This window comes from Mycobacterium bourgelatii (assembly GCF_010723575.1).
GTDB classification, from domain to species: Bacteria; Actinomycetota; Actinomycetes; order Mycobacteriales; family Mycobacteriaceae; genus Mycobacterium; species Mycobacterium bourgelatii.
In genome coordinates this window covers 4,995,862-5,014,344 of record NZ_BLKZ01000001.1, presented here as the reverse complement: position 1 = coordinate 5,014,344, position 18,483 = coordinate 4,995,862, and the positions used below count along the sequence as shown (strand labels likewise).

Here is an 18,483-nt window from a genome sequence, read left to right as displayed (position 1 = left end):
GGAGGGGCGAGGGACGTGGACTCCGAGCGGCTGGCGCGACTGGGCATGCTCGCCTCGGCGCTGGCCAACCGCGCCCTGCAGGTGGCGCCGGTCGAACCCGGTGAACCGACATGGACGGATGGCAACACGGTCTTCCTCGACCCCGCTGCTCCGGCCCGTACCCAACTGCAGGCAATCTCCGTGCAGGCAACGCTGCTGTCCGCAGGCAGCCTGGAACCGGACGTGGTGCGCAAACTCAAGCGCCGGCCGGCTGTGGCTAGGCGATATCTGGCGATCGAAGGCCATCGGGCGCTGGCCGCCAACGACGATTTGTTGCCGCCCGTTGCGCGCGGATTGGTCGACATCGATGTCGCCGCGTGCAGTGAGTCACCGGCCGCCTCCCTGGCGGTAGCACGCAGCGGACGGGAAATCGCCGACCCACCCGCGGTTTTCGGTACCATCGAAGCCCGTAAGCTGTTGGCGGCGAGGAGCCGCAACGAGAAGATCGCCGCTATGCACACTGCTCGTCAGCGCGGCAACAAGCCACTCGAGGAACTCGACGAGGACGAGGACAGCGGGGCCGAGGGTTCAGACATTTTCACCAGCCCGGTAGGCGGCGGGGGCGCGTTGGGCAAGCTGCTGAGCAAATTGTTGCGCCCGGTCCGACGGCTCGGTGAGGGCGGAGAGCCCGGGGCCGACGCCCCGACGCATCGCACGCACTCTGGAAAGCGGGGTAGTGGCGCCAGGTTCTCGACGGCACCGACGGGTGCACTCGACGGACCGGCCGCCAAGGACCCGGGAATTACCTACCCCGAGTGGGACATTCATCAACGCGCTTATCGGCCGAACTGGTGCACGGTGCGGGAGGCGCCGCCCCAGGTGCGTGAGTCTCCGGGCGACGATCACGTGAACGAGTATGGGTTGCGACGTCCGCTGGCGCGGCTGGGCTTGGGGCCGGATTGGCTGCGCCGACAGGTTCAAGGTGACGACATCGACATCGACGCGGCCATCGAAGCGCGCATCGAGGCCATGGCCGGTTCGGCACCTGACGAGGAGGTCTACCTGGCCAGTCTCAAGCGCCGGCGCGACCTTGCCGTGCTGCTGCTACTCGACATTTCCGGGTCGGTGGCGGAGGCCGGTGTGGATGGCAAGACGGTGCACGATCTGCAGCGCGCCAGCGCGGGCGCCTTGGCCGTTGCCTTGCACGGCATCGGGGATCGTCTGGCGCTGTACGCGTTTCATTCTCAAGGCCGTTCGGCGGTGCAGATGATGCCGATAAAGCGTTTCGATGAAACCCTGGACGTGTTCGCACTGCGGCAACTTCGGGGGCTGGTGCCGGGCGCGTATTCGAGATTGGGTGCGGCGATTCGGCATGGGGCCGCCGTACTCGAGGAGCGCGGTGGCACCACGCGCCGGCTGCTCGTCGTCATCTCCGATGGGCTGGCCTACGACCACGGCTATGAACGTGCTTACGGCGCCGCCGACGCCCGCCGTGCGCTGGCCGAGGCCCGCGCGCGGGGCACCGCATGCGTGTGTCTGACAGTCGGCGCGGATACCGATCCCGAGGAGCTGCAACGGGTGTTCGGCAGTGCCGCGCACGCCACCCTGGCGCGACCCGAAGAGTTGAGTCGGGTGGTCGGGCCATTGTTCCGCAATGCGCTGCGCGCGGCGGAGGTACGCCGACCGCAATCCGGACGAAGCTTGAGCCAAATATCTGTTCCGCGCTACGCTGCGCCCAACCCCGCCTGAAGGAGAAACGAGTGTCAGCACCCGCGTCCCGGCCGTTCTACGTAGCGGTCGGCAACGAGGAGAAGGTTTTCAAAGCGGCGTTTCGGCAAGGACTTTCGGTGCTGCTGAAGGGTCCGACCGGTTGCGGGAAGACCCGGTTCTTGGAGGCGATGGCCTACGATGTGGGACGGCCACTGATCACCGTGTCGTGCCACGATGACCTCACCACCGCCGACCTGGTAGGCCGCTACCTGTTGCGAGGCGGTGAAACCGAGTGGGTCGACGGACCGTTGACCCGGGCGGTGCGCGAAGGCGCGATCTGCTATCTGGACGAGGTGGTGGAAGCCCGTCAGGACACCACCGTGGTGCTGCATCCGCTCTCCGACCATCGGCGCCAACTGCCCATCGAGCGCCTCGGTCAGATCCTCGATGCAGCGCCGGGATTTTGCCTCGTGGTCTCCTACAACCCCGGGTATCAGAGCGTTCTCAAGGACCTCAAGGACTCGACCCGTCAGCGGATGGTGGCGATCGAGTTCGGCTTTCCGACGCCCGACGTCGAGGAGAAGATCGTCGCCCACGAGGCCGGCATCGGCGCCGACGCCGCCGCCGAACTGGTGCGCCTGGCGCAGGCGATCCGGCGCGTGGAGAACGGCGGACTGCGCGAAGTGTCCTCCACCAGAGTGCTAATTTCCGCTGGTCGGCTCGTTGCCGAGGGGCTCAGTCCGCGTGAAGCCGCCGCCGCCGCGATCGCCGGTCCGTTGACGGATGACCCGCACGTCTCGAACGGGCTCAGGGAGATGATCGATGCCTATCTGACCGGGCCGGAGGCGGGTCGCGGAAATTGACATTGACGCCGACTTCTGTAACGCGTTAGGGTAGGAACAAATTTTAGGTTTGCCTGCTGTGCGGCCCTGCATCGCAGCCACCGGAGGTGAAGTTGTCCTACGAAAGCACAGCGCAGCCCATCAAGATCGGATACCTGTTCGACTTTCTACTGCCGGAGTTCTACCCGCAGGAGATGCGGGACGACCTGACCCGTCCCTTCGACCTGGTCTTCCGGGAAGGGGTGGAGCAAAGGGTCATCGACCGCCCGGTGGAGATCATCTACCGCGAGGTGGAGGGCCTGCCCAAGGGCACGGTGAAGGCGGTGATCGACGCCTACGGCGAACTCGTCGACGAGGGCTGCCTGGTCGTGTTCGGTCCGCACATCAGCGAGAACGCGGTGCCGGTCAAGGAGGCGATCGAGGAGCGGTTCCGTGTTCCGGCGGTCAACATCTGTGGCAGCGACGACTGGTTGGGGGAGTGGACCTTCGCATTCCCCCAAGGGTCGTTCACCGACGAGCCCATCTTCTGGGCGGATTTGCTCGCCAAGGGCGGACACACCGAGGTTGGCGTACTGGTTGAGCAATCGCTGGTGGGCGAGAGTTATGTGAAGAACTTCCGGAAGGCCGCCCAGCGCAAGGGTATCCGCGTCGTCGCGGAGGCACGACTGGCGCAGACCGCCCAGGACGTCGGAGACGCGATCCGTACGGTGTATGACGCCAAGGCCAGTGCCTTGGTGCACTGCGGCTTCGGCTTCGGGATTCTTTTCGTCAATTCTGCCCTGGCAGAGCTTAATTGGGACCCACCGCGATTCACCAGCACCGCGTTTCAGAACGCCTGGCTCAATCCGGTGCTGTGGCAGGCCTTCATGGGGTGGACCGGTGTCGACCAAAACGACGAGGCAAACGCCGTGGGGCAGCAGTTCCTCGACAGGTACGAAGCGGCATACGGGCGCCGTCCGGAATACTGCGTGCCCGTGGTCAACCGCGATGTCGCCACCACGCTGCTGCACGCTTTCGCCGACGCCCACCCGCTGAGTCCGCGCGGTGTGAAAGAAGCGCTGGAGCGGGTGAAGATGCTGCCGGCGGCTTCCGGTGCGCCCGGGACCCGGGTCTCGTTGGGCAAGTGGACCCGGCGCGCCTGGATGGGTGCCGGGTATCTCGTAGCCCGTCGCCTGGATGCCGACGGCGTGAACTCGCATCTGGTCGACCGGTTCGGTACCGAGTAAGGAGTCACCAACTCATGACCACAGCCCAGACGAGTCCGCCCGCCAAGCCGCCCGAAGTCACCCCGACCGCTGGGCGGCGGAAGGGCGTGTTAGTGGCGGTTTGGGTTGCCGTCGCGATTGCGCTGCTTGGGGTTATCGCTTTCTTCGCGCAAAAGGGTGCGACCTCGGATCGGATCCGCAATCCCGAGGTGACGGGGGCGCCGCGTCCGGTCGAACCGCTGTTCGGCTACCACCACTGGCTGGAGCTGTTCCAGATCTTCACGATCGTCTCGATGTCCATCATCATCGTGGTGTACGTCATCGCCTGGCGAAAGCACGGGCCACATCCGGTGCTGCTGATGGGAATCGTGACGACGCTGATCGTCTGGCAAGACCCGATCATGAACTGGGCACCGTTCGCGGTCTACAACCCGGAGCTGTGGCACTGGCCCGTGGACTGGCCGCTGGTCTCGATTTCGCCCACGGTGGAGCCGTTCCTGGTCATCGGCTACATCATGTTCTACCTCGGCCCCTATTTCCCGGGCATCGCCATCCTGCGCCGAATTCAGGCCCGTAGGCCCGTCGACTCGTTCGTCTGGCGTCACCCGCTGATCAGCCTGGCCCTGATCATCCTGCCGCTGGGCATCATCATCGACGCGATGCTCGAAGTTACGTTGGTGCGCACCGGCTTTTACATCTACTCCCAGGTCCCTCCGTTGGGGTCCGTCTTCGTAGGCGAGACTTACCAGTTCCCGTTCATCTGGGAGACCGTGATGGTCACCTTCGTGATGGTCCCCGCCGGCGTGCTGCTCTACCGGGACGACACCGGTCGGACCGTCGCCGAGAAGTTGGCCCAACGGGTGCGCATCTTCCCCAATCGTCCCGCGCTCGGCATGTTCGTGGTGATGTTTGTGCTGATCAACCTCGCGTACTTCGCCTACGGCACCGGGTTCGCCATTCTCAAGTGGACCCGGACGTCGACGTCGGTGGCCTGCCCGTGGCCCTACCCCGAGGCGAAAGTCTATGATCCGCAAGGATTTTACGAACAGAACGGACAGCCCGGGCCGTATTCGGTCGGGATCTGGTCGACCTATATGAGCGCTCAGCCCAATGGACGTCCCACCGTACAGCTCGGCGAAAAATCGGACCGGTGCGCTCCCAAACAATGAGCCCACGCGATGAGTGAGCCACGCAGCGTCGTCATCACCGGCGCGTCGCGCGGACTGGGTTTCGCCTCGACCGTGCGCCTGTACCGCGAAGGTTGGCGGGTTGTCGCGGCGATGCGCAACCCCGACAACGCACTTCCGCTGCTGCGGGAGGCGACCGGCGCAACGCCCGATGATGCCCGGCTGATCGGCGTGCAACTCGACGTGACCGACCCCGCATCGATCGCCGCGGCGGCAAAGGCAATCGAAGAAGCCGTCGGCGCACCTTACGCACTGGTGCACAACGCCGGGATCTCCGCCGCCGGAATGGTGGAAGAGACGGATATGGCGTTGTGGCAGAGGATGTTCGCCACTCACGTCACGGGTCCGGTCGCGCTTACGCAGGCGTTACTGCCGGCGATGCGGGCGGCGGGGGAGGGGCGCATCGTGTTGGTGGCCAGCGCGGCCGGGGTGCGGGGTCAGCCGGGAACCGCACCCTATTCGGCGGCCAAGGGAGCGATGGAACGCTGGGGCGAATCCATGGCGTGCGAGATCGCACCGTTCGGTCTCGGCGTCACCATATTGGTGGCGGGCACTTACGACACCGACATCATCACCGACGCCGGCACTACCGACGATCGCAACTTCAACGGCCCGTATGCCCGGCTGCACCAAACAATGAACACCCGTGGGCGGTTCGCGGTGAGTTTCGCCCGTAAACCCGAGAAGTTCACGGACGCCCTTGTCAAGGCTTTGGCTGACGAGAAACCGTTCCGCCGGCGTGCGGTGGGTCCGGATGCCGCAATGCTGTTGGCGTCCAACCGGATTCTCCCGGCGGCGGGCATGCACCACATGTCCCGGGCCGTGCTGGGCATACCCAGGCAGGGGTCGATGCGCGGCGGCGCATGGCCGCTGACCACGGGGCAGCGGGCGATGGTGCTTGCCGCGCGCGTTCTTCCGCAGTCGGTGCTGCAGCGATTGGCGGCGCTGGCGGCGCGAAAGTCGACCAAGACGGAGAAAGACTAGAGGGGACTAGCTTTGGTACAGCTTTTCGACGACCTGGAGGACTTCGGCGCCTTCGACGACGCGATCTCCGGTGACGTGCGTGACCCGTACACCGAGTTGGCGCGACTGCGTCGCGAGGAACCCGTGCAACGACTGGAGACGTCCGGGGCGCTGCCGCACGAGGAGTCGCTGCCGATGTTCATCGTGTATCGCCACGAGGACATCCAGCAGATGTTGCGCGACAACGAAACCTTCTCCTCGGCCGCGGTCATCGCGGCGTTCGGGCCGGTACTTGGCGAAGGCGTCATGCTCGGCATGGACGAGCCGGTTCACGGCCGGCTGCGGGGGCTGGTGTCAAAGGCGTTCTCGCAGAAGTCATTAGCGCGCTGGCAGGACGAACTGGTCGCGCGGGTGGCCAACAGCCTCATCGACAAGTTCGCGCCCAACGGCAAGGCGGACCTGGTCAAGGAGTTCACCTTCGACTATCCGAGCCAGATCATCGCCGGCCTGCTGGGCCTACCGGAAGAGGATTATCCCCAGTTCCAACGCTGGTCAATCTCGCTGCTCAGCTGGCTGATGAATCCGGAACGCGGCCTTGCCGCTTCGGCGGCACTGTGCGAGTACTTCGCTCCGATCCTCGAGGCCCGTCGCGCCGAACCGAAAGACGACCTGATCAGCGCGCTGGGTCAAGCCGAAATCGACGGCGAGAAACTCGCGGACGAGGAAATCTACTCGTTCCTGCGGCTGTTGTTGCCCGCCGGGGTGGAGACGACCTATCGGTCATTGGGAAGTCTGCTGCTGGCGCTGCTGTCGAATCCCGATCAGTTGGCAGCGATTCGCCAAGACCGGTCGCTGCTGCCGCAAGCCATCGAGGAGGGTGTGCGGTGGGAGGCGCCACTGCTGACGATCACCCGGGTGGCCACCCGCGACACCGAACTCGGTGGAGTCAAGATCCCCGCGGGCGCCACCGTGATGCCAATGCTGGGTTCGGCGAACCGGCAAGAGGATCGCTATCCCGATCCCGACACCTTTGACATCTTCCGGCAGCCCAAGTCGAACCTCAGCTGGGGGCACGGCGTGCACGTCTGCCTCGGCATGCACCTGGCCCGGCTGGAAATGCGCACCGCGATCAATCTCCTGCTGGACCGGTTGCCGAATCTGCGGCTCGATCCCGACGGAGACGACCCACATGTCCGCGGGCAGGTGTTCCGGTCTCCGACGTCGCTACCCGTGTTGTTCGACCCTCAGTAACAGGGGCCGTCTTATGTTGCACCTTGCCAATCGGCTAGTTTCCAGTAAGGCTCACTGTACGGTGGCCTTCCCGGCTATGGCCCGCGAAGGGCAAATCACGTCCCGGCGCTCCGACCAGCGCCTCGTCGAAAGAGAGCTGAACAGATATGACAAGTAGTGTAAAGGTGCGGTTCGAGTCGAAGATGATGATCGACGGCAAGCTCGTCGACGGCCAAGCCGGCACCTTCACCAACATCAATCCGGCCACCGAGGAGCCGCTCGGCGAGGTGGCCGACGCGTCGAAGGAGGACATGCACCGGGCCATCGACGCCGCCCGGCGCGCCTTCGATGAGACCGACTGGTCGACCAACCGCGAGTTGCGCAAGCGCTGTCTGCTCCAGCTGCACGATGCGATCGAGGCCGAGAAGGAAGAACTGCGCGAGGAGCTCATCCTCGAAGTGGGCTCGCCCCGGGCCATCACCTTCGGCCCGCAACTGGACGCGCCGCTGCAGGACGGGCTGAAGTACCCGGCCAGGCTGATCGATGAGTACGCATGGGAGACCGACCTCGAGGACCGGGTGGTCAGCCTCACCGGCGCCAACACCAGCATCAAGATATTTCGTGAGCCGGTCGGCGTGGTCGGGGCTATCGTGCCGTGGAACTTCCCGTTCGAGGTCACCATCAACAAGCTCGGCCAGGCGCTGGCCACCGGCAACACGGTGGTGCTCAAGCCGGCGCCCAACACCCCGTACAACGCGACTCGCCTGGGCCGGTTGATCGCGGAGAAGACCGACATCCCGGCCGGTGTCGTCAACGTGGTGACCGCGTCGGATCACTTTGTGGGCGAGGAGCTTACGCTGTCGCCGAAGGTTGACCTGATCTCGTTCACCGGCTCGACGGTGGTCGGCAAGCGAATCATGGAAAAGGGCGCGGCGACCATGAAGCGGCTCTTCCTCGAGCTTGGTGGTAAATCGGCCACCATCGTCTTGGAGGATGCCGACTTCGGGATGGCCTGTGCGATCGGCATTGCGCCGTGCATGCACGCCGGTCAGGGTTGTGCGAACCCGACACGGCTGCTGCTGCCGCGGTCGCGCTACGACGAGGGCGTCGCGATCCTGAAGAGCATCTACGAGAACGTCACCTGCGGCGACCCGCAAGACCCCGGAACGCTTTGCGGCCCAGTGATTTCAGAGAAGCAGCGCGAGCGGGTGATGGGTTACATCCGCAAGGGCGTCGAAGAGGGCGCCACGGCGCTGGTCGGCGGACCCGACGCACCCACCGGGTTCGACAAGGGCTACTACGTCCGGCCAACGCTTTTCACCGACGTCGACAACAAGATGACCATCGCCCAAGAGGAAATCTTCGGCCCGGTGTTGGCCGTCATCCCCTTCGACGATGAGGAGGACGCCATCCGCATCGCCAATGACAGCATGTACGGACTGGCCGGCAACGTGATGTCCGGTTCGGTGGAGCATTCGCTGGCGGTGGCCCGTCGAATCAGGGCCGGCTTCATGAGCGCCAACGGCGGCGCTCCGTACGGTGCCGACGTGCCCTTTGGCGGCTACAAGTACAGCGGAGTGGGACGGCAGAACGGTGTGGCCGGCTTCGACCAGTACACCGAGATCAAGTCGGTGGGCTATCCGGCGGGGTAAGCCCCTTCGTCATGACCGCGAGCGTGCGTGTCGGTGCACCGACACGCCGCCGCGGCTGACTTTTTGCGCACGCTCGTCGGCGACCCGGGGCCCCAGTCCCCTAACTGGTCCCGCGTCGCGACAAGTGCTTGTCCAGGGAGAGGGCGCCCGCGCCGACGATCAGCAGGAAAATGCTGCCGCATAGTTGAGCGAGGTCGAGGCGAGCTTCGTGGCTGAAGTCCCACCACCCGCTCTTGGCTGGAAATAACGCGGCGTTGCCCCACAGTATCGGCAACTTGGTGATCGTCAGCGCGCCGATCATGTTGACGATCATCGGAATGGCGACGAGCCGCGTCAGTAGCCCGATAAGAAGCAATACGCCGCAGGTGATTTCGGCAACGCCGTCGAGGTAGGCGAAGAAGCCGGGTGCTGGAATGCCGGCCTTCTCGAAGCGTCCGGTGCCAAGAGTGTCCGGCCGCAGAAATTTCAATATTCCCTCACTGGCGAACACCGCGCCGACGTACAACCGGATCAGCAGCACTGCGGCCGGCGCGGTGGTCGCGGTCAAGCGATTACGCCACGACACTTCTTCGGCCATGAGTGTTCCTCCCCGTTGAATGTGGTTGCCGCGCTGGTTAACGCCCCTGCCGGTGGCCGAGGATCTCAGCAGCCAGTTCGGCAAGTGCGGCGCGCTCCTCGGTTAGTGCCTGCCGCCCCAGGTCGGTGATGTCATAGACCCGGCGGGCGCGACCTTCCACCACCTCTTGCCGGGAGGTCAACAGGCCATCTCTTTCCATGCGGTGCAGCGTTGGGTAGAGCGTGCCCGGCGAGATCTTGTAGCCATGGCCGGCAAGTTCGTCGGCCATGGATGCGCCGTGGATCGACGCGATATTCGCATGGTGCAGTATGTGCAACCGCACTGCACCGCGTAGGAACTGGCTCATCGGTCTAGACCGGCGTATTCGCGGTATTGGATTGCAGGCGAACATGTTTCGACCTGCATCGCCACGATGACGCGGTAGGCATGCGGGCCTCCGGAAGAGCCTTAGACATGATATCTGTTTGCGATATCGGATCACGATATCATCGCGGAGGTGGTCTATCTGCCAACAACGGATGCCAAGACCGACGCAAGGACCGACGCCACGAAGAAAGGCACTGCCGTGATCGAACTGCCCACCGCGATGAGCCGGCGCAGCCTCGTTGGGATGTCAATAACGGCAGTCGGCGGTATCGCGTTGTCAGCATGCGACAGCCCCCCGCCCAAAGACGGCGAAGCCGGCGCACCGCCCGAAGGCGAGCTGCCCGTTACACCGCCGGAAGACTTGATGAACGAACACGGACTGCTCAAGCGCATATTGCTCATTTATAGGGAAGGAATCCAGCGCCTGCAGCGCGGGGACCCGGTTCCAAAGCAGGCCCTCAACGCGGGCGCGGAGATCATTCGAACTTTCATCCACGACTATCACGAACATTCGGAAGAGCAGTACGTCTTTCCCAAGCTCGAGCAGGCGGGCAAACTCACCGACATCACCGCGGTCTTGCGCACGCAGCACCAGCGGGGCCGCACCGTCACTGATCGCGTGCTGTCCCTTACCTCCGGTGCGGGCGTATCCGACCAGTCGCAACGAGAAGCACTGACACAGGACCTGGCGGCATTCATTCGGATGTATGAACCGCACGAGGCGCGCGAAGACACCGTCGTTTTTCCGGCGCTACGCGACGTAGTATCGCCCAAAGAGTTCCGCGACATGGCCGAAATCTTCGAAGACGAGGAGCATCGGCGTTTCGGCCCAACGGGTTTCGAAGGCATGGTCGCAAAGGTCGTCGATATTGAAAAGAGTCTCGGCATCTACGACCTGAGCCAATTCACCCCGGCGTGATGTAGAACGTGAGCCGACGCGGCTAGTGGTGCGTCGAACCGGGGTTGCCACCTTGGGTGCCGACACCGCCCGCTTCCTGGCGGCTAGACGAAGACCTGGCGGTTATTAAAGCCACCTAAGAACCGTCCCGCCACAGGAACCCGGACCACGTTTTGACGCGGGTGAAGAAATCCCTCGGCAAAGCGCGGGGATTGTGTAATTATCCTCTGCGTCAAATTTCCATCGTGGTCTTGCCGAGTGGGAGGGCGCCGTGTCGTACCTAATTGCCGCACCGGATCTGTTGGCGACAGCAGCCGCGAATGTCGCGGGTATCGAGTCCTCGATTCGGGCGGCGAACCTGGCCGCGTTGGGTCCAACCAGCACGCTGGCCGCCGCCGCTGCGGACGAGGTATCGACGGCGATCGCGGCGTTGTTTGCCGCTCACGCAGAGGAATACCGCGCGATCAGCGCACAGGCGGCGGCGTTCCACGCGCGCTTCGTGCAGGCATTGGACGGTGCCAGCCTGGCCTATGCGGCCGCGGAGGTCGCGAGCGCCAATCCGCTGCAGACGGTCGGCGATCAGGTTCTGGGTGCGATCAATGCGCCGACGAACTTCTTCTTGGGACGCCCTTTGATCGGCAACGGCGCCGACGGGACGCCCGGCACCGGCCAAAACGGTGGTGCCGGCGGCATTCTCTGGGGCAACGGCGGCAATGGCGGCTCAGGTGCGCCGGGATCGAGCGGCGGGCGCGGCGGTGACGCCGGGTTGATCGGCAACGGTGGCGTCGGCGGTGCCGGCGGTATCAACCGCGGGATCGGCGGCAACGGCGGCAACGGTGGGTTGTTGTGGGGCAATGGCGGTGCCGGCGGCGCCGGAGGGGTCGGCACGATCACCTATGGGTTTGGCGGGCTCGGGGGCCGCGCCCTGTCCTTCTTTGGCGCACCGGGCGCCAACGGCGAAGGCGGGTTCGGCAACGGACACTTCCTGTTCGTGCCGTCCGACGCGAATGCCCTCCAAGCTCTGCTCGCGACGGCGCCCGACGAGAATTTCCTGTTGATCGGCACCGACGGCGTCAATCTGGCCAGAGTCCTCGCCGACCCCACCGGCACCCCGAACTTCCACGAACTGATGAGCCAGGGCATCACCTCGGCGTCGACGATCATTGGCCACACGACGATCTCCAACCCGTCTTGGACCACCATTCAGACTGGTGTGTGGAGCGAGATCGCTGGCGTGACCAACAACGTCTTCACCCCCTGGACCTATGCCGACTGGCCCACCGTGTACACGCAACTCGAGGGGACCTTCGGAGACGACATCAACACCGCTGTCATCGCGGACTGGGACGTCATCACCAACATCGCCGCTACCGGGCCGTTCCCCGCAGACCACATCGAGTACATCTCTCAGGTGCCGGGCGACGCGCACTGGGAAGCGACGACGAACCTGGTCGGCACTCAGGCCCAGGCCGCGATCATGGCCGCCGATCCAAACAAGGGCAATTTCATCTTCACCTACTTCACCGGTGTCGATGTCAACGGGCATGAATACGGTGGCGATTCACCGCAGTACGCGCACGCCCTTCGGGTCATCGACGCCAATATCGGGTCCCGGACCAACGGCACCGGCCTGATGGGGGCCATAGCCGCCTGGGAGTCCCTACACGGCGAATCATGGGACATACTTGTGACCACCGACCATGGGCACACCGGGGGAGACCCGCTCGGCGCCGGTCACGGTTTCCAATCACCCCTTGAGACCGCGAGTTATCTCATCTGGGATCAAGCGGGCGACATGAGAAACGGGTGGATCAACAACCAGTGGCAGATCGTCAGTATTACGCCGACGATCTTGGATCAATTCGGCATCACGCCGCCGGCGTACATGCAGGGCGCGCCCATAACGTCAACGGCTTTCGACGACTACTACTTCAATCCCGGTTCCAACCTGTACAGCGTGCTCAACCAGTCGTTCGCCACTCAGGGCTATCCCGACGTCCCGGAGAACATAAACCTGTCGGCGCGCACGATCGCGGTCACCATTCCCTACCTGTTGTACGGGCAGATAAACAATCTCCTCGCCGTGACGCCCAGTTTCCTACAGGTGCCGGTCTCGTGGCTCGGCTCGGCCGTCTACCAGACATTCAATATCCCGGCGCAGATCTTTGTCCGGTTCACCGGGGTGACCGGCAACCAGATCATCCCGCCGGACCTCAACCCATTCATCTGATCATCGAGGTTTGTCAACGGTCACCAGTGGCATAGCGGAGTCGAGTTCGGTCAGATCACTCGATTGTTCCGGGGCAGAACGTATTTCGCGGAACGCCTCTGCACCATGGCGTCACTCGCCTCGTGCGGGTCGGCGAGCGCGGCGTCGTCGGCGATCACCGAGATGTTGAGCTGGTCGACATAGCCCCAGACGGTGATGTTGATGCCACATGCGGCCATCGGTGGACCGACGAGCGATCTTCAACGTGTGCGTGTGCAGATTTGGCGTCTCGGTGTACAGCAGCATGGCGTCCATGCCGTTAAGCCGCTTCACGTGACCATTATCACGAAGCCGCGATTACCCCCACCGAACAATCTCCTGCTTTATTAATAGGAGCTCTAAGTAAAATCGACCCCGCCCCCGGGCCGCCGACCCCTTTGGTCGACAATCGACTAACAACACGTGTCAAAGGAGACATTCTTATGGCTGAAGCCGTCATCGTCGAGGCAGTGCGTTCCCCTGTCGGCAAGCGCAACGGCGGTCTGTCCGGTATCCACGCGGCGGACCTGTCGGCGCAGGTACTCAATGGGTTGGTCGAGAAGGCCGGCATTGATCCCGAGATCGTCGACGACGTCATCTGGGGCTGCGTGATGCAGGCCGGCGAGCAGGCCCTCGACATCGGCCGCACCGCGCTGCTGACCGCCGGCTGGCCGGAGAGCGTGCCCGGCGTGACCGTGGACCGCCAGTGCGGTTCGAGCCAACAGTCCGTGCACTTCGCCGCGGCCGGTGTGGTGGCCGGCCACTACGACGTGGTGGTCGCCGGCGGCGTCGAGTCGATGTCGCGGACCCCGATGGGTGCGTCGCTGGCCAACGGCGGGCGGCCTTACTCCGAGGCTTTCCTCAACCGCTACAACGGCCAAATCCCCAACCAGGGCATCGGCGCGGAGATGATCGCCGAGCAGTGGGGCTTCTCCCGCCTGGACCTCGACCAGTTCTCCCTGGATTCTCACGAAAAGGCCGCCGCCGCACAGGATTCCGGTGCGTTCGATGACCAGATCGTGGGGATCAAGGACCAGGACGGCAACGTCGTGCTCAAGGACGAGGGCATCCGCCGCGGCACTCCGATGGAGAAGATGGCCTCGCTGAAGCCGGCGTTCAAGGAAGACGGCGTGATTCACGCCGGCAACTCCTCGCAGATTTCCGACGGCTCGGCCGCCCTGCTGTTCATGTCCGCCGAAAAGGCCAAGGAGCTCGGCATGAAGCCGATCGCCAGGGTGCACACCGCCGTCCTGGCGGGCGCCGACCCGGTGATCATGCTCACCGCCCCGATTCCGGCCACTCAGAAGGCGCTCAAGCGTTCCGGCCTGTCGATCGGCGACATCGGCGCGTACGAGGTCAACGAGGCGTTCGCCCCGGTTCCGCTGGCCTGGCTCAAGGACATCGGCGCCGACGAGAAGAGGCTCAACCCCAACGGTGGCGCGATCGCTCTGGGGCACCCGCTTGGTGGCTCCGGCGCCAGGATCATGACCACGCTGCTGTACCACATGCGGGACAAGGGAATTCAGTACGGCCTGCAGACCATGTGTGAGGGTGGGGGCCAGGCCAACGCCACCATTCTGGAGCTGCTGTGACCGTAGCCGGTGACGGCCAGCCCGGAGCGCTCGCCGAGCGTCAGGGCAACGTGTTGATCATCACGATCAACCGGCCGGAAGCCCGCAACGCGGTCAACGGTGCCGTCAGCATCGGCGTCGGGGACGCGCTGGACCAAGCCCAGCGCGACCCCGACGTTCGGGCGGTCGTCATCACCGGATCCGGCGACAAGTCGTTTTGCGCCGGCGCCGACCTGAAGGCGATCTCGCGGCGGGAGAACATCTACCACCCGCACCACCCCGAATGGGGTTTCGCCGGGTACGTGAGCCACTTCATCGACAAGCCCACCATCGCGGCGGTCAACGGCACTGCGCTGGGCGGTGGCACCGAACTGGCGCTGGCCAGCGATCTGGTGGTGGCCGACGAGCGCGCTCAATTCGGGTTGCCCGAGGTCAAGCGCGGTTTGATCGCCGCCGCGGGCGGGGTTTTCCGGATCGTGGATCAACTGCCCCGCAAGGTGGCGATGGAACTGCTGATGACCGGAGAGCCGCTGTCGGCGTCCGACGCGCTCAGATGGGGCCTGATTAACGAGGTGGTTGAGCAGGGCACTGTGCTGGATGCCGCCCTCGCGTTGGCCGCGCGGATTACCGCGAACGCGCCGTTGTCGGTGCAGGCCAGTAAGCGCATCGCCTACGGGGTCGACGACGGCGTCATCACCGGCGACGAACCGGGCTGGGCCCGCACCATGAAGGAGATGAGCGTGCTGATCCGGTCCGAGGACGCCAAGGAAGGACCGTTGGCGTTCGCGGAGAAGCGCGAGCCCGTCTGGAAGGCGCGCTAACTCGCTGACTATCCACCGGTGGCTTGCGCTAGACGAGCGACTGGTGAAAAGCGGCTGAGTCAGAAGATTCGTTTCCAGTTGAGGACTCTTTCGGATTCGACACCGAGCAAGTTGAACTCGTCGTAATCTCTTGTACTGCAAAGGAGGTTATGAGATGCAGATCCGCGATCTGCTGGCCGCCGTGGCCACTGTCATTGGTTTCCTCGGTATCGGTGTATTTGGCGCACCAATGGCCCAAGCAGACCCGCCATACAAGAACTGCACCGAGGCCCACAAGGATGGTCGGTACAACATCCCGAAAGATGACCCCGCCTACGCGCCAAAGCTGGACCGTGACAAGGACGGCATTGCCTGCGAGGGGTAGGCCCTTGCACGAACCTCGCTTTAGGCGCTGTCCTCCGATCACCCGCCGTCGGCTGTCAATTGAACGGCAGCAAGGGATTTCGTTGGCCCGGACAGCTGTCGCTCAAAGGCGGGCAGCACGCCTGCCTCCCGCGCAAGGGACCAGTGGGGCTGGTGTGACTCGCGACCCCAGCTCGACGCGCGCTAGCGCCCCCCTCTAGCTCGCCAGGATGTTCACGCCCCAGCGGAACAGTGGGGGCAGTGACGCGCACGCCGGCACGATCGCGCGGCGCATCGCTCGTGGCGTGCTGGCGAGCACCAAGCCGCGAGTGAGCAGCCGGTAGTCGCGGGTAACCCGGTGCCAGGCAGCCTCATACGATTCCGGTGAGTCGTCGACAATGGCGCGGACCGCTGCCGCGGCCTGCTTGACGGCGAGGCTGATGCCTTCGCCGGTCAGGGCGTCCTCGTAGCCGGCCGCGTCGCCAACCAACAGCACTCGCCCGGCCACGCGTCGCGAAACCACCTGCCGCAACGGTCCGCACCCGCGAGCCTGCCCGCGGCTGGCGCCGTCCAGGTAGGGACGCAGCGTTGGGAACCAATCGATTTCGGGTTTCTGACGGGACAAGACCGCCACACCAACCAGATCCGGCTCCACTGGCGTCACATACGCTTCGCCCCAACGGGACCAGTGCACCTCGACAAACTCAGACCACACCGGCACGCGGTAGTGCCACCGCACGCCGTGGCGTCGCGGTGTTCCCGTCGTCGCCTGGATGCCTACCGCACGCCGGACCGGCGAGTGCAGTCCGTCGGCCGCGACCAACCACTTCGCGCGCACCCCGGCGGCCGTCACACCGTGCGCGTCCTGCTCGACGGCGGTCACCCTGGCTCGGATCCATTCGGTGTCTTGCTCTTTGGCGCGGGCCGTCAGCGCTGCATGCAGCGTGGTGCGTCGCACCCCGCGGCCCGGTCCGGTGCGGAAGCGAGCCTCCGCCCGGCGATGTTCGTTGACGTAGGCGATCCCGCGGAACGGCACGCCCACCGGGTCCACGCCGAGTGAGGTCAATTCGGCCAGGCCGCCGGGCATCAGGCCCTCGCCGCACGCCTTGTCGACGGGGCTCTCCCGGGGTTCGGCCACTATCACCGACAGCCCCTGACTGCGCGCTTGTAACGCCGTCGCAAGCCCTCCCGGGCCACCGCCGACGACCAACAGGTCGGTGTCGTAGGACGTCATCGGTAACCCAGCGCGACGTTCTCCACCCGCACGCGCACGGTCAGCAGGATCGCATTGGCCACGCTGAAAAGCAGTGCAGTCAGCCAGGCCGTATGTACTAGTGGCAGCGCGAACCCTTCGGCCACTACCGCAACGTAATTCGGATGGTGCATAAAGCGGTAGGGGCCCTTTCGTACCAACTGTGCATGGGGCAACACGATGACCCGAGTATTCCACCGCTTGCCCAGTGACTTGATGCACCACCAGCGCAGGGCTTGGCTCAGTACCAGGATGGCGACCATCGGCCAGCCCAACCACGGGATGAACGGCCTGTGCAGCGCCCATGGCTCGATGAGGCAGCCGAGTAGCAACGCCGTGTGCAGGGCTACCATGACCACGTAGTGCCGTTGTCCAAACTCCTTGCCCCCCTGGGCAAAAGCCCAACGCGCGTTGCGTTGGGCTACCACCAGCTCCGCGAGGCGCTCGATGACAACCGCCAGGATCAGCAGGTAATAGATCATCGTTCTACCATGCACCTACCATTGCAGGAGCACCAACTCTGAGCAGAACGCCGGCCCCATCGCGATCATCATGCCAAGCGAGCCGGGCGGCGGCGGATCCGTCATCGTGGCCCGCAACACATCCAGCACCGACACGGACGATAGGTTACCGTTGTCGCGCAATGAATTTCGGGTACAAGTCAGAGCCTCAGACGGTAGCTGCAGGATCTTCTCGACGGCCTCGATCACCCGGGGTCCGCCGGGGTGGCAGACCCACGTCGTGATGTCGTCGGTCGTCAGGTCGTGGTCAGCGAGGAATCGTCGGACGTCCCCGCCGAGGTATTTCTCGGTGACGGTTGCCACGTCGACCGACAGGACGATACGAAAACCGTCGCTGCCGATTCGCCAGCCCATGACTTCTTCGGTGTTCGGGTAGATACGGCTGCGGGTCGCCAAGACCCGGGGACTGGTTGACCCGGTCCCGGTGCGCTCGGCGCCCTTGGTGACAACAGCGGCCGCACCATCGCCAAACAGGCTGGACGCCACCAGGTTTGCCACTGAGCGGTCTTCGCGCTGAATGGTCAGTGAGCACAGTTCCACCGCCAGCAGGACACCCACCTCGTCGGGGAATGCGAGCAGGTAGTCATGCATACGCGCCACCCCGGCCGCCCCGGCGACGCAACCCAGACCGAACAGCGGTACGCGCTTGACGTCTTGGCGCAGTCCTACCCGGGTGGCCAGTCGCGCTTCCAGCGTCGGCACGGAAAGCCCGGTGACCGTCGTCGAAAAAACGATGTCGACTTCCGAGGGTTTGATATTGGCTTCGTGCAGTGCCGATTTGAGCGCTTGCTCGCCCAGGTCCAGGGCGATGTCGACGAAAGCGTCGTTGGCCTCGGTGAACCCGTCGAGTTCGCTGTAACGCGATAGTGGCAGCGCGGTGTGGCGTGCCTGCACGCCGGTGCTCATCGCGAAGCGGCGGAAGTCCGGTCCGGCAAAGTCGGTCAACGCCTCGATGGTCTCGCCCTGACTGTGCCGGTGGCGTGGAAACTTCACGGCCACACCGGCTATCGACGGATGTCGAGACATGGTGCTCGTCGGCGCCCGCCCACCGCGACGTTCGGACTCTCCCCCTGGCATGGTGCTCATGTAGGAGTCACGTTACGGCCGCCGCATAGGTTC

At 64.6% G+C, this 18,483-nt stretch carries 17 protein-coding genes and 1 pseudogene; 12 read left to right on the top strand and 6 right to left on the bottom strand.

The features are described 5' to 3' along the window. Window positions 1-45 precede the first annotated feature (45 nt). From G6N68_RS21420 to G6N68_RS21390, 7 genes are all read left to right on the top strand, one after another. On the top strand, window positions 46-1,728 hold the full coding sequence (locus G6N68_RS21420; RefSeq protein WP_163718845.1) for a nitric oxide reductase activation protein NorD: 1,683 nt from the start codon (window positions 46-48) through the stop codon (window positions 1,726-1,728). An 11-nt stretch (window positions 1,729-1,739) separates the two neighbouring features. Continuing rightward, the gene (locus tag G6N68_RS21415) at window positions 1,740-2,552 is read left to right on the top strand and encodes a CbbQ/NirQ/NorQ/GpvN family protein (RefSeq protein WP_163716624.1); all 813 of its coding nucleotides are present in this window, start codon (window positions 1,740-1,742) and stop codon (window positions 2,550-2,552) included. 92 nt (window positions 2,553-2,644) lie between these two features. Further along, window positions 2,645-3,757, top strand: a complete 1,113-nt coding sequence (locus G6N68_RS21410; RefSeq protein ID WP_163718844.1) for an ABC transporter substrate-binding protein — start codon at window positions 2,645-2,647, stop codon at window positions 3,755-3,757. Window positions 3,758-3,771: 14 nt separating this feature from the next. Next, window positions 3,772-4,905: a spirocyclase AveC family protein gene (locus tag G6N68_RS21405; protein ID WP_163716621.1), complete on the top strand. Its 1,134-nt coding sequence runs from the start codon at window positions 3,772-3,774 to the stop codon at window positions 4,903-4,905. 9 nt (window positions 4,906-4,914) lie between these two features. Beyond that, window positions 4,915-5,907: an SDR family oxidoreductase gene (locus G6N68_RS21400; protein WP_163716618.1), complete on the top strand. Its 993-nt coding sequence runs from the start codon at window positions 4,915-4,917 to the stop codon at window positions 5,905-5,907. Between the two features lie 12 nt (window positions 5,908-5,919). Continuing rightward, window positions 5,920-7,137 carry a cytochrome P450 gene (locus G6N68_RS21395; protein WP_163716615.1) on the top strand — a complete coding sequence of 406 codons (1,218 nt, stop codon included), beginning with the start codon at window positions 5,920-5,922 and terminating at the stop codon, window positions 7,135-7,137. 146 nt (window positions 7,138-7,283) lie between these two features. After that, window positions 7,284-8,768, top strand: a complete 1,485-nt coding sequence (locus tag G6N68_RS21390; protein WP_163716612.1) for an aldehyde dehydrogenase family protein — start codon at window positions 7,284-7,286, stop codon at window positions 8,766-8,768. Between the two features lie 100 nt (window positions 8,769-8,868). On the opposite strand, the gene G6N68_RS21385 is transcribed toward G6N68_RS21390, so the two are convergent. Continuing rightward, window positions 8,869-9,345, bottom strand: a complete 477-nt coding sequence (locus G6N68_RS21385) for a DoxX family protein (protein WP_163716610.1) — start codon at window positions 9,343-9,345, stop codon at window positions 8,869-8,871. Between the two features lie 37 nt (window positions 9,346-9,382). After that, the gene (locus G6N68_RS21380) at window positions 9,383-9,691 is read right to left on the bottom strand and encodes an Rv3488 family transcriptional regulator (protein WP_163716609.1); all 309 of its coding nucleotides are present in this window, start codon (window positions 9,689-9,691) and stop codon (window positions 9,383-9,385) included. Window positions 9,692-9,931: 240 nt separating this feature from the next. On the opposite strand from G6N68_RS21380, the gene G6N68_RS21375 reads away from it, so the two are divergent. Together G6N68_RS21375 and G6N68_RS21370 are read left to right on the top strand one after the other, a co-directional pair. After that, window positions 9,932-10,630: a hemerythrin domain-containing protein gene (locus tag G6N68_RS21375; RefSeq protein WP_163718843.1), complete on the top strand. Its 699-nt coding sequence runs from the start codon at window positions 9,932-9,934 to the stop codon at window positions 10,628-10,630. A gap of 250 nt (window positions 10,631-10,880) precedes the next feature. Next, on the top strand, window positions 10,881-12,839 hold the full coding sequence (locus G6N68_RS21370) for a PE domain-containing protein (protein WP_163716606.1): 1,959 nt from the start codon (window positions 10,881-10,883) through the stop codon (window positions 12,837-12,839). Here G6N68_RS21370 and G6N68_RS21365 read toward each other — a convergent pair. After that, a pseudogene (locus tag G6N68_RS21365) lies at window positions 12,840-13,069 on the bottom strand (WS/DGAT domain-containing protein); the annotation flags it as partial. 231 nt (window positions 13,070-13,300) lie between these two features. Between G6N68_RS21365 and G6N68_RS21360 the strand changes: the two are divergent. The 3 genes from G6N68_RS21360 (at window position 13,301) to G6N68_RS21350 (ending at window position 15,613) form a co-directional block, all read left to right on the top strand. Next, window positions 13,301-14,449, top strand: a complete 1,149-nt coding sequence (locus G6N68_RS21360) for a thiolase family protein (RefSeq protein WP_163716603.1) — start codon at window positions 13,301-13,303, stop codon at window positions 14,447-14,449. Next, window positions 14,446-15,249: a crotonase/enoyl-CoA hydratase family protein gene (locus G6N68_RS21355; protein WP_163716601.1), complete on the top strand. Its 804-nt coding sequence runs from the start codon at window positions 14,446-14,448 to the stop codon at window positions 15,247-15,249. The genes G6N68_RS21360 and G6N68_RS21355 overlap by 4 nt, the downstream gene beginning before the upstream one ends. A gap of 154 nt (window positions 15,250-15,403) precedes the next feature. Further along, window positions 15,404-15,613: an excalibur calcium-binding domain-containing protein gene (locus tag G6N68_RS21350; protein ID WP_163716598.1), complete on the top strand. Its 210-nt coding sequence runs from the start codon at window positions 15,404-15,406 to the stop codon at window positions 15,611-15,613. Between the two features lie 195 nt (window positions 15,614-15,808). Here G6N68_RS21350 and G6N68_RS21345 read toward each other — a convergent pair whose 3' ends face one another. From G6N68_RS21345 to G6N68_RS21335, 3 genes are read right to left on the bottom strand one after another with little or no spacing between them, the layout of a single operon-like run. Beyond that, a complete protein-coding gene (locus G6N68_RS21345; protein ID WP_163716595.1) occupies window positions 15,809-16,825 on the bottom strand; it encodes an NAD(P)/FAD-dependent oxidoreductase in 1,017 nt (338 codons plus the stop codon). Continuing rightward, the gene (locus tag G6N68_RS21340) at window positions 16,822-17,322 is read right to left on the bottom strand and encodes an isoprenylcysteine carboxyl methyltransferase family protein (protein ID WP_163718842.1); all 501 of its coding nucleotides are present in this window, start codon (window positions 17,320-17,322) and stop codon (window positions 16,822-16,824) included. Before G6N68_RS21340 ends, G6N68_RS21345 begins: the two co-directional genes overlap by 4 nt. A gap of 18 nt (window positions 17,323-17,340) precedes the next feature. After that, a complete protein-coding gene (locus G6N68_RS21335) occupies window positions 17,341-18,390 on the bottom strand; it encodes a type III polyketide synthase (protein ID WP_163718841.1) in 1,050 nt (349 codons plus the stop codon). Window positions 18,391-18,483 lie beyond the last annotated feature (93 nt).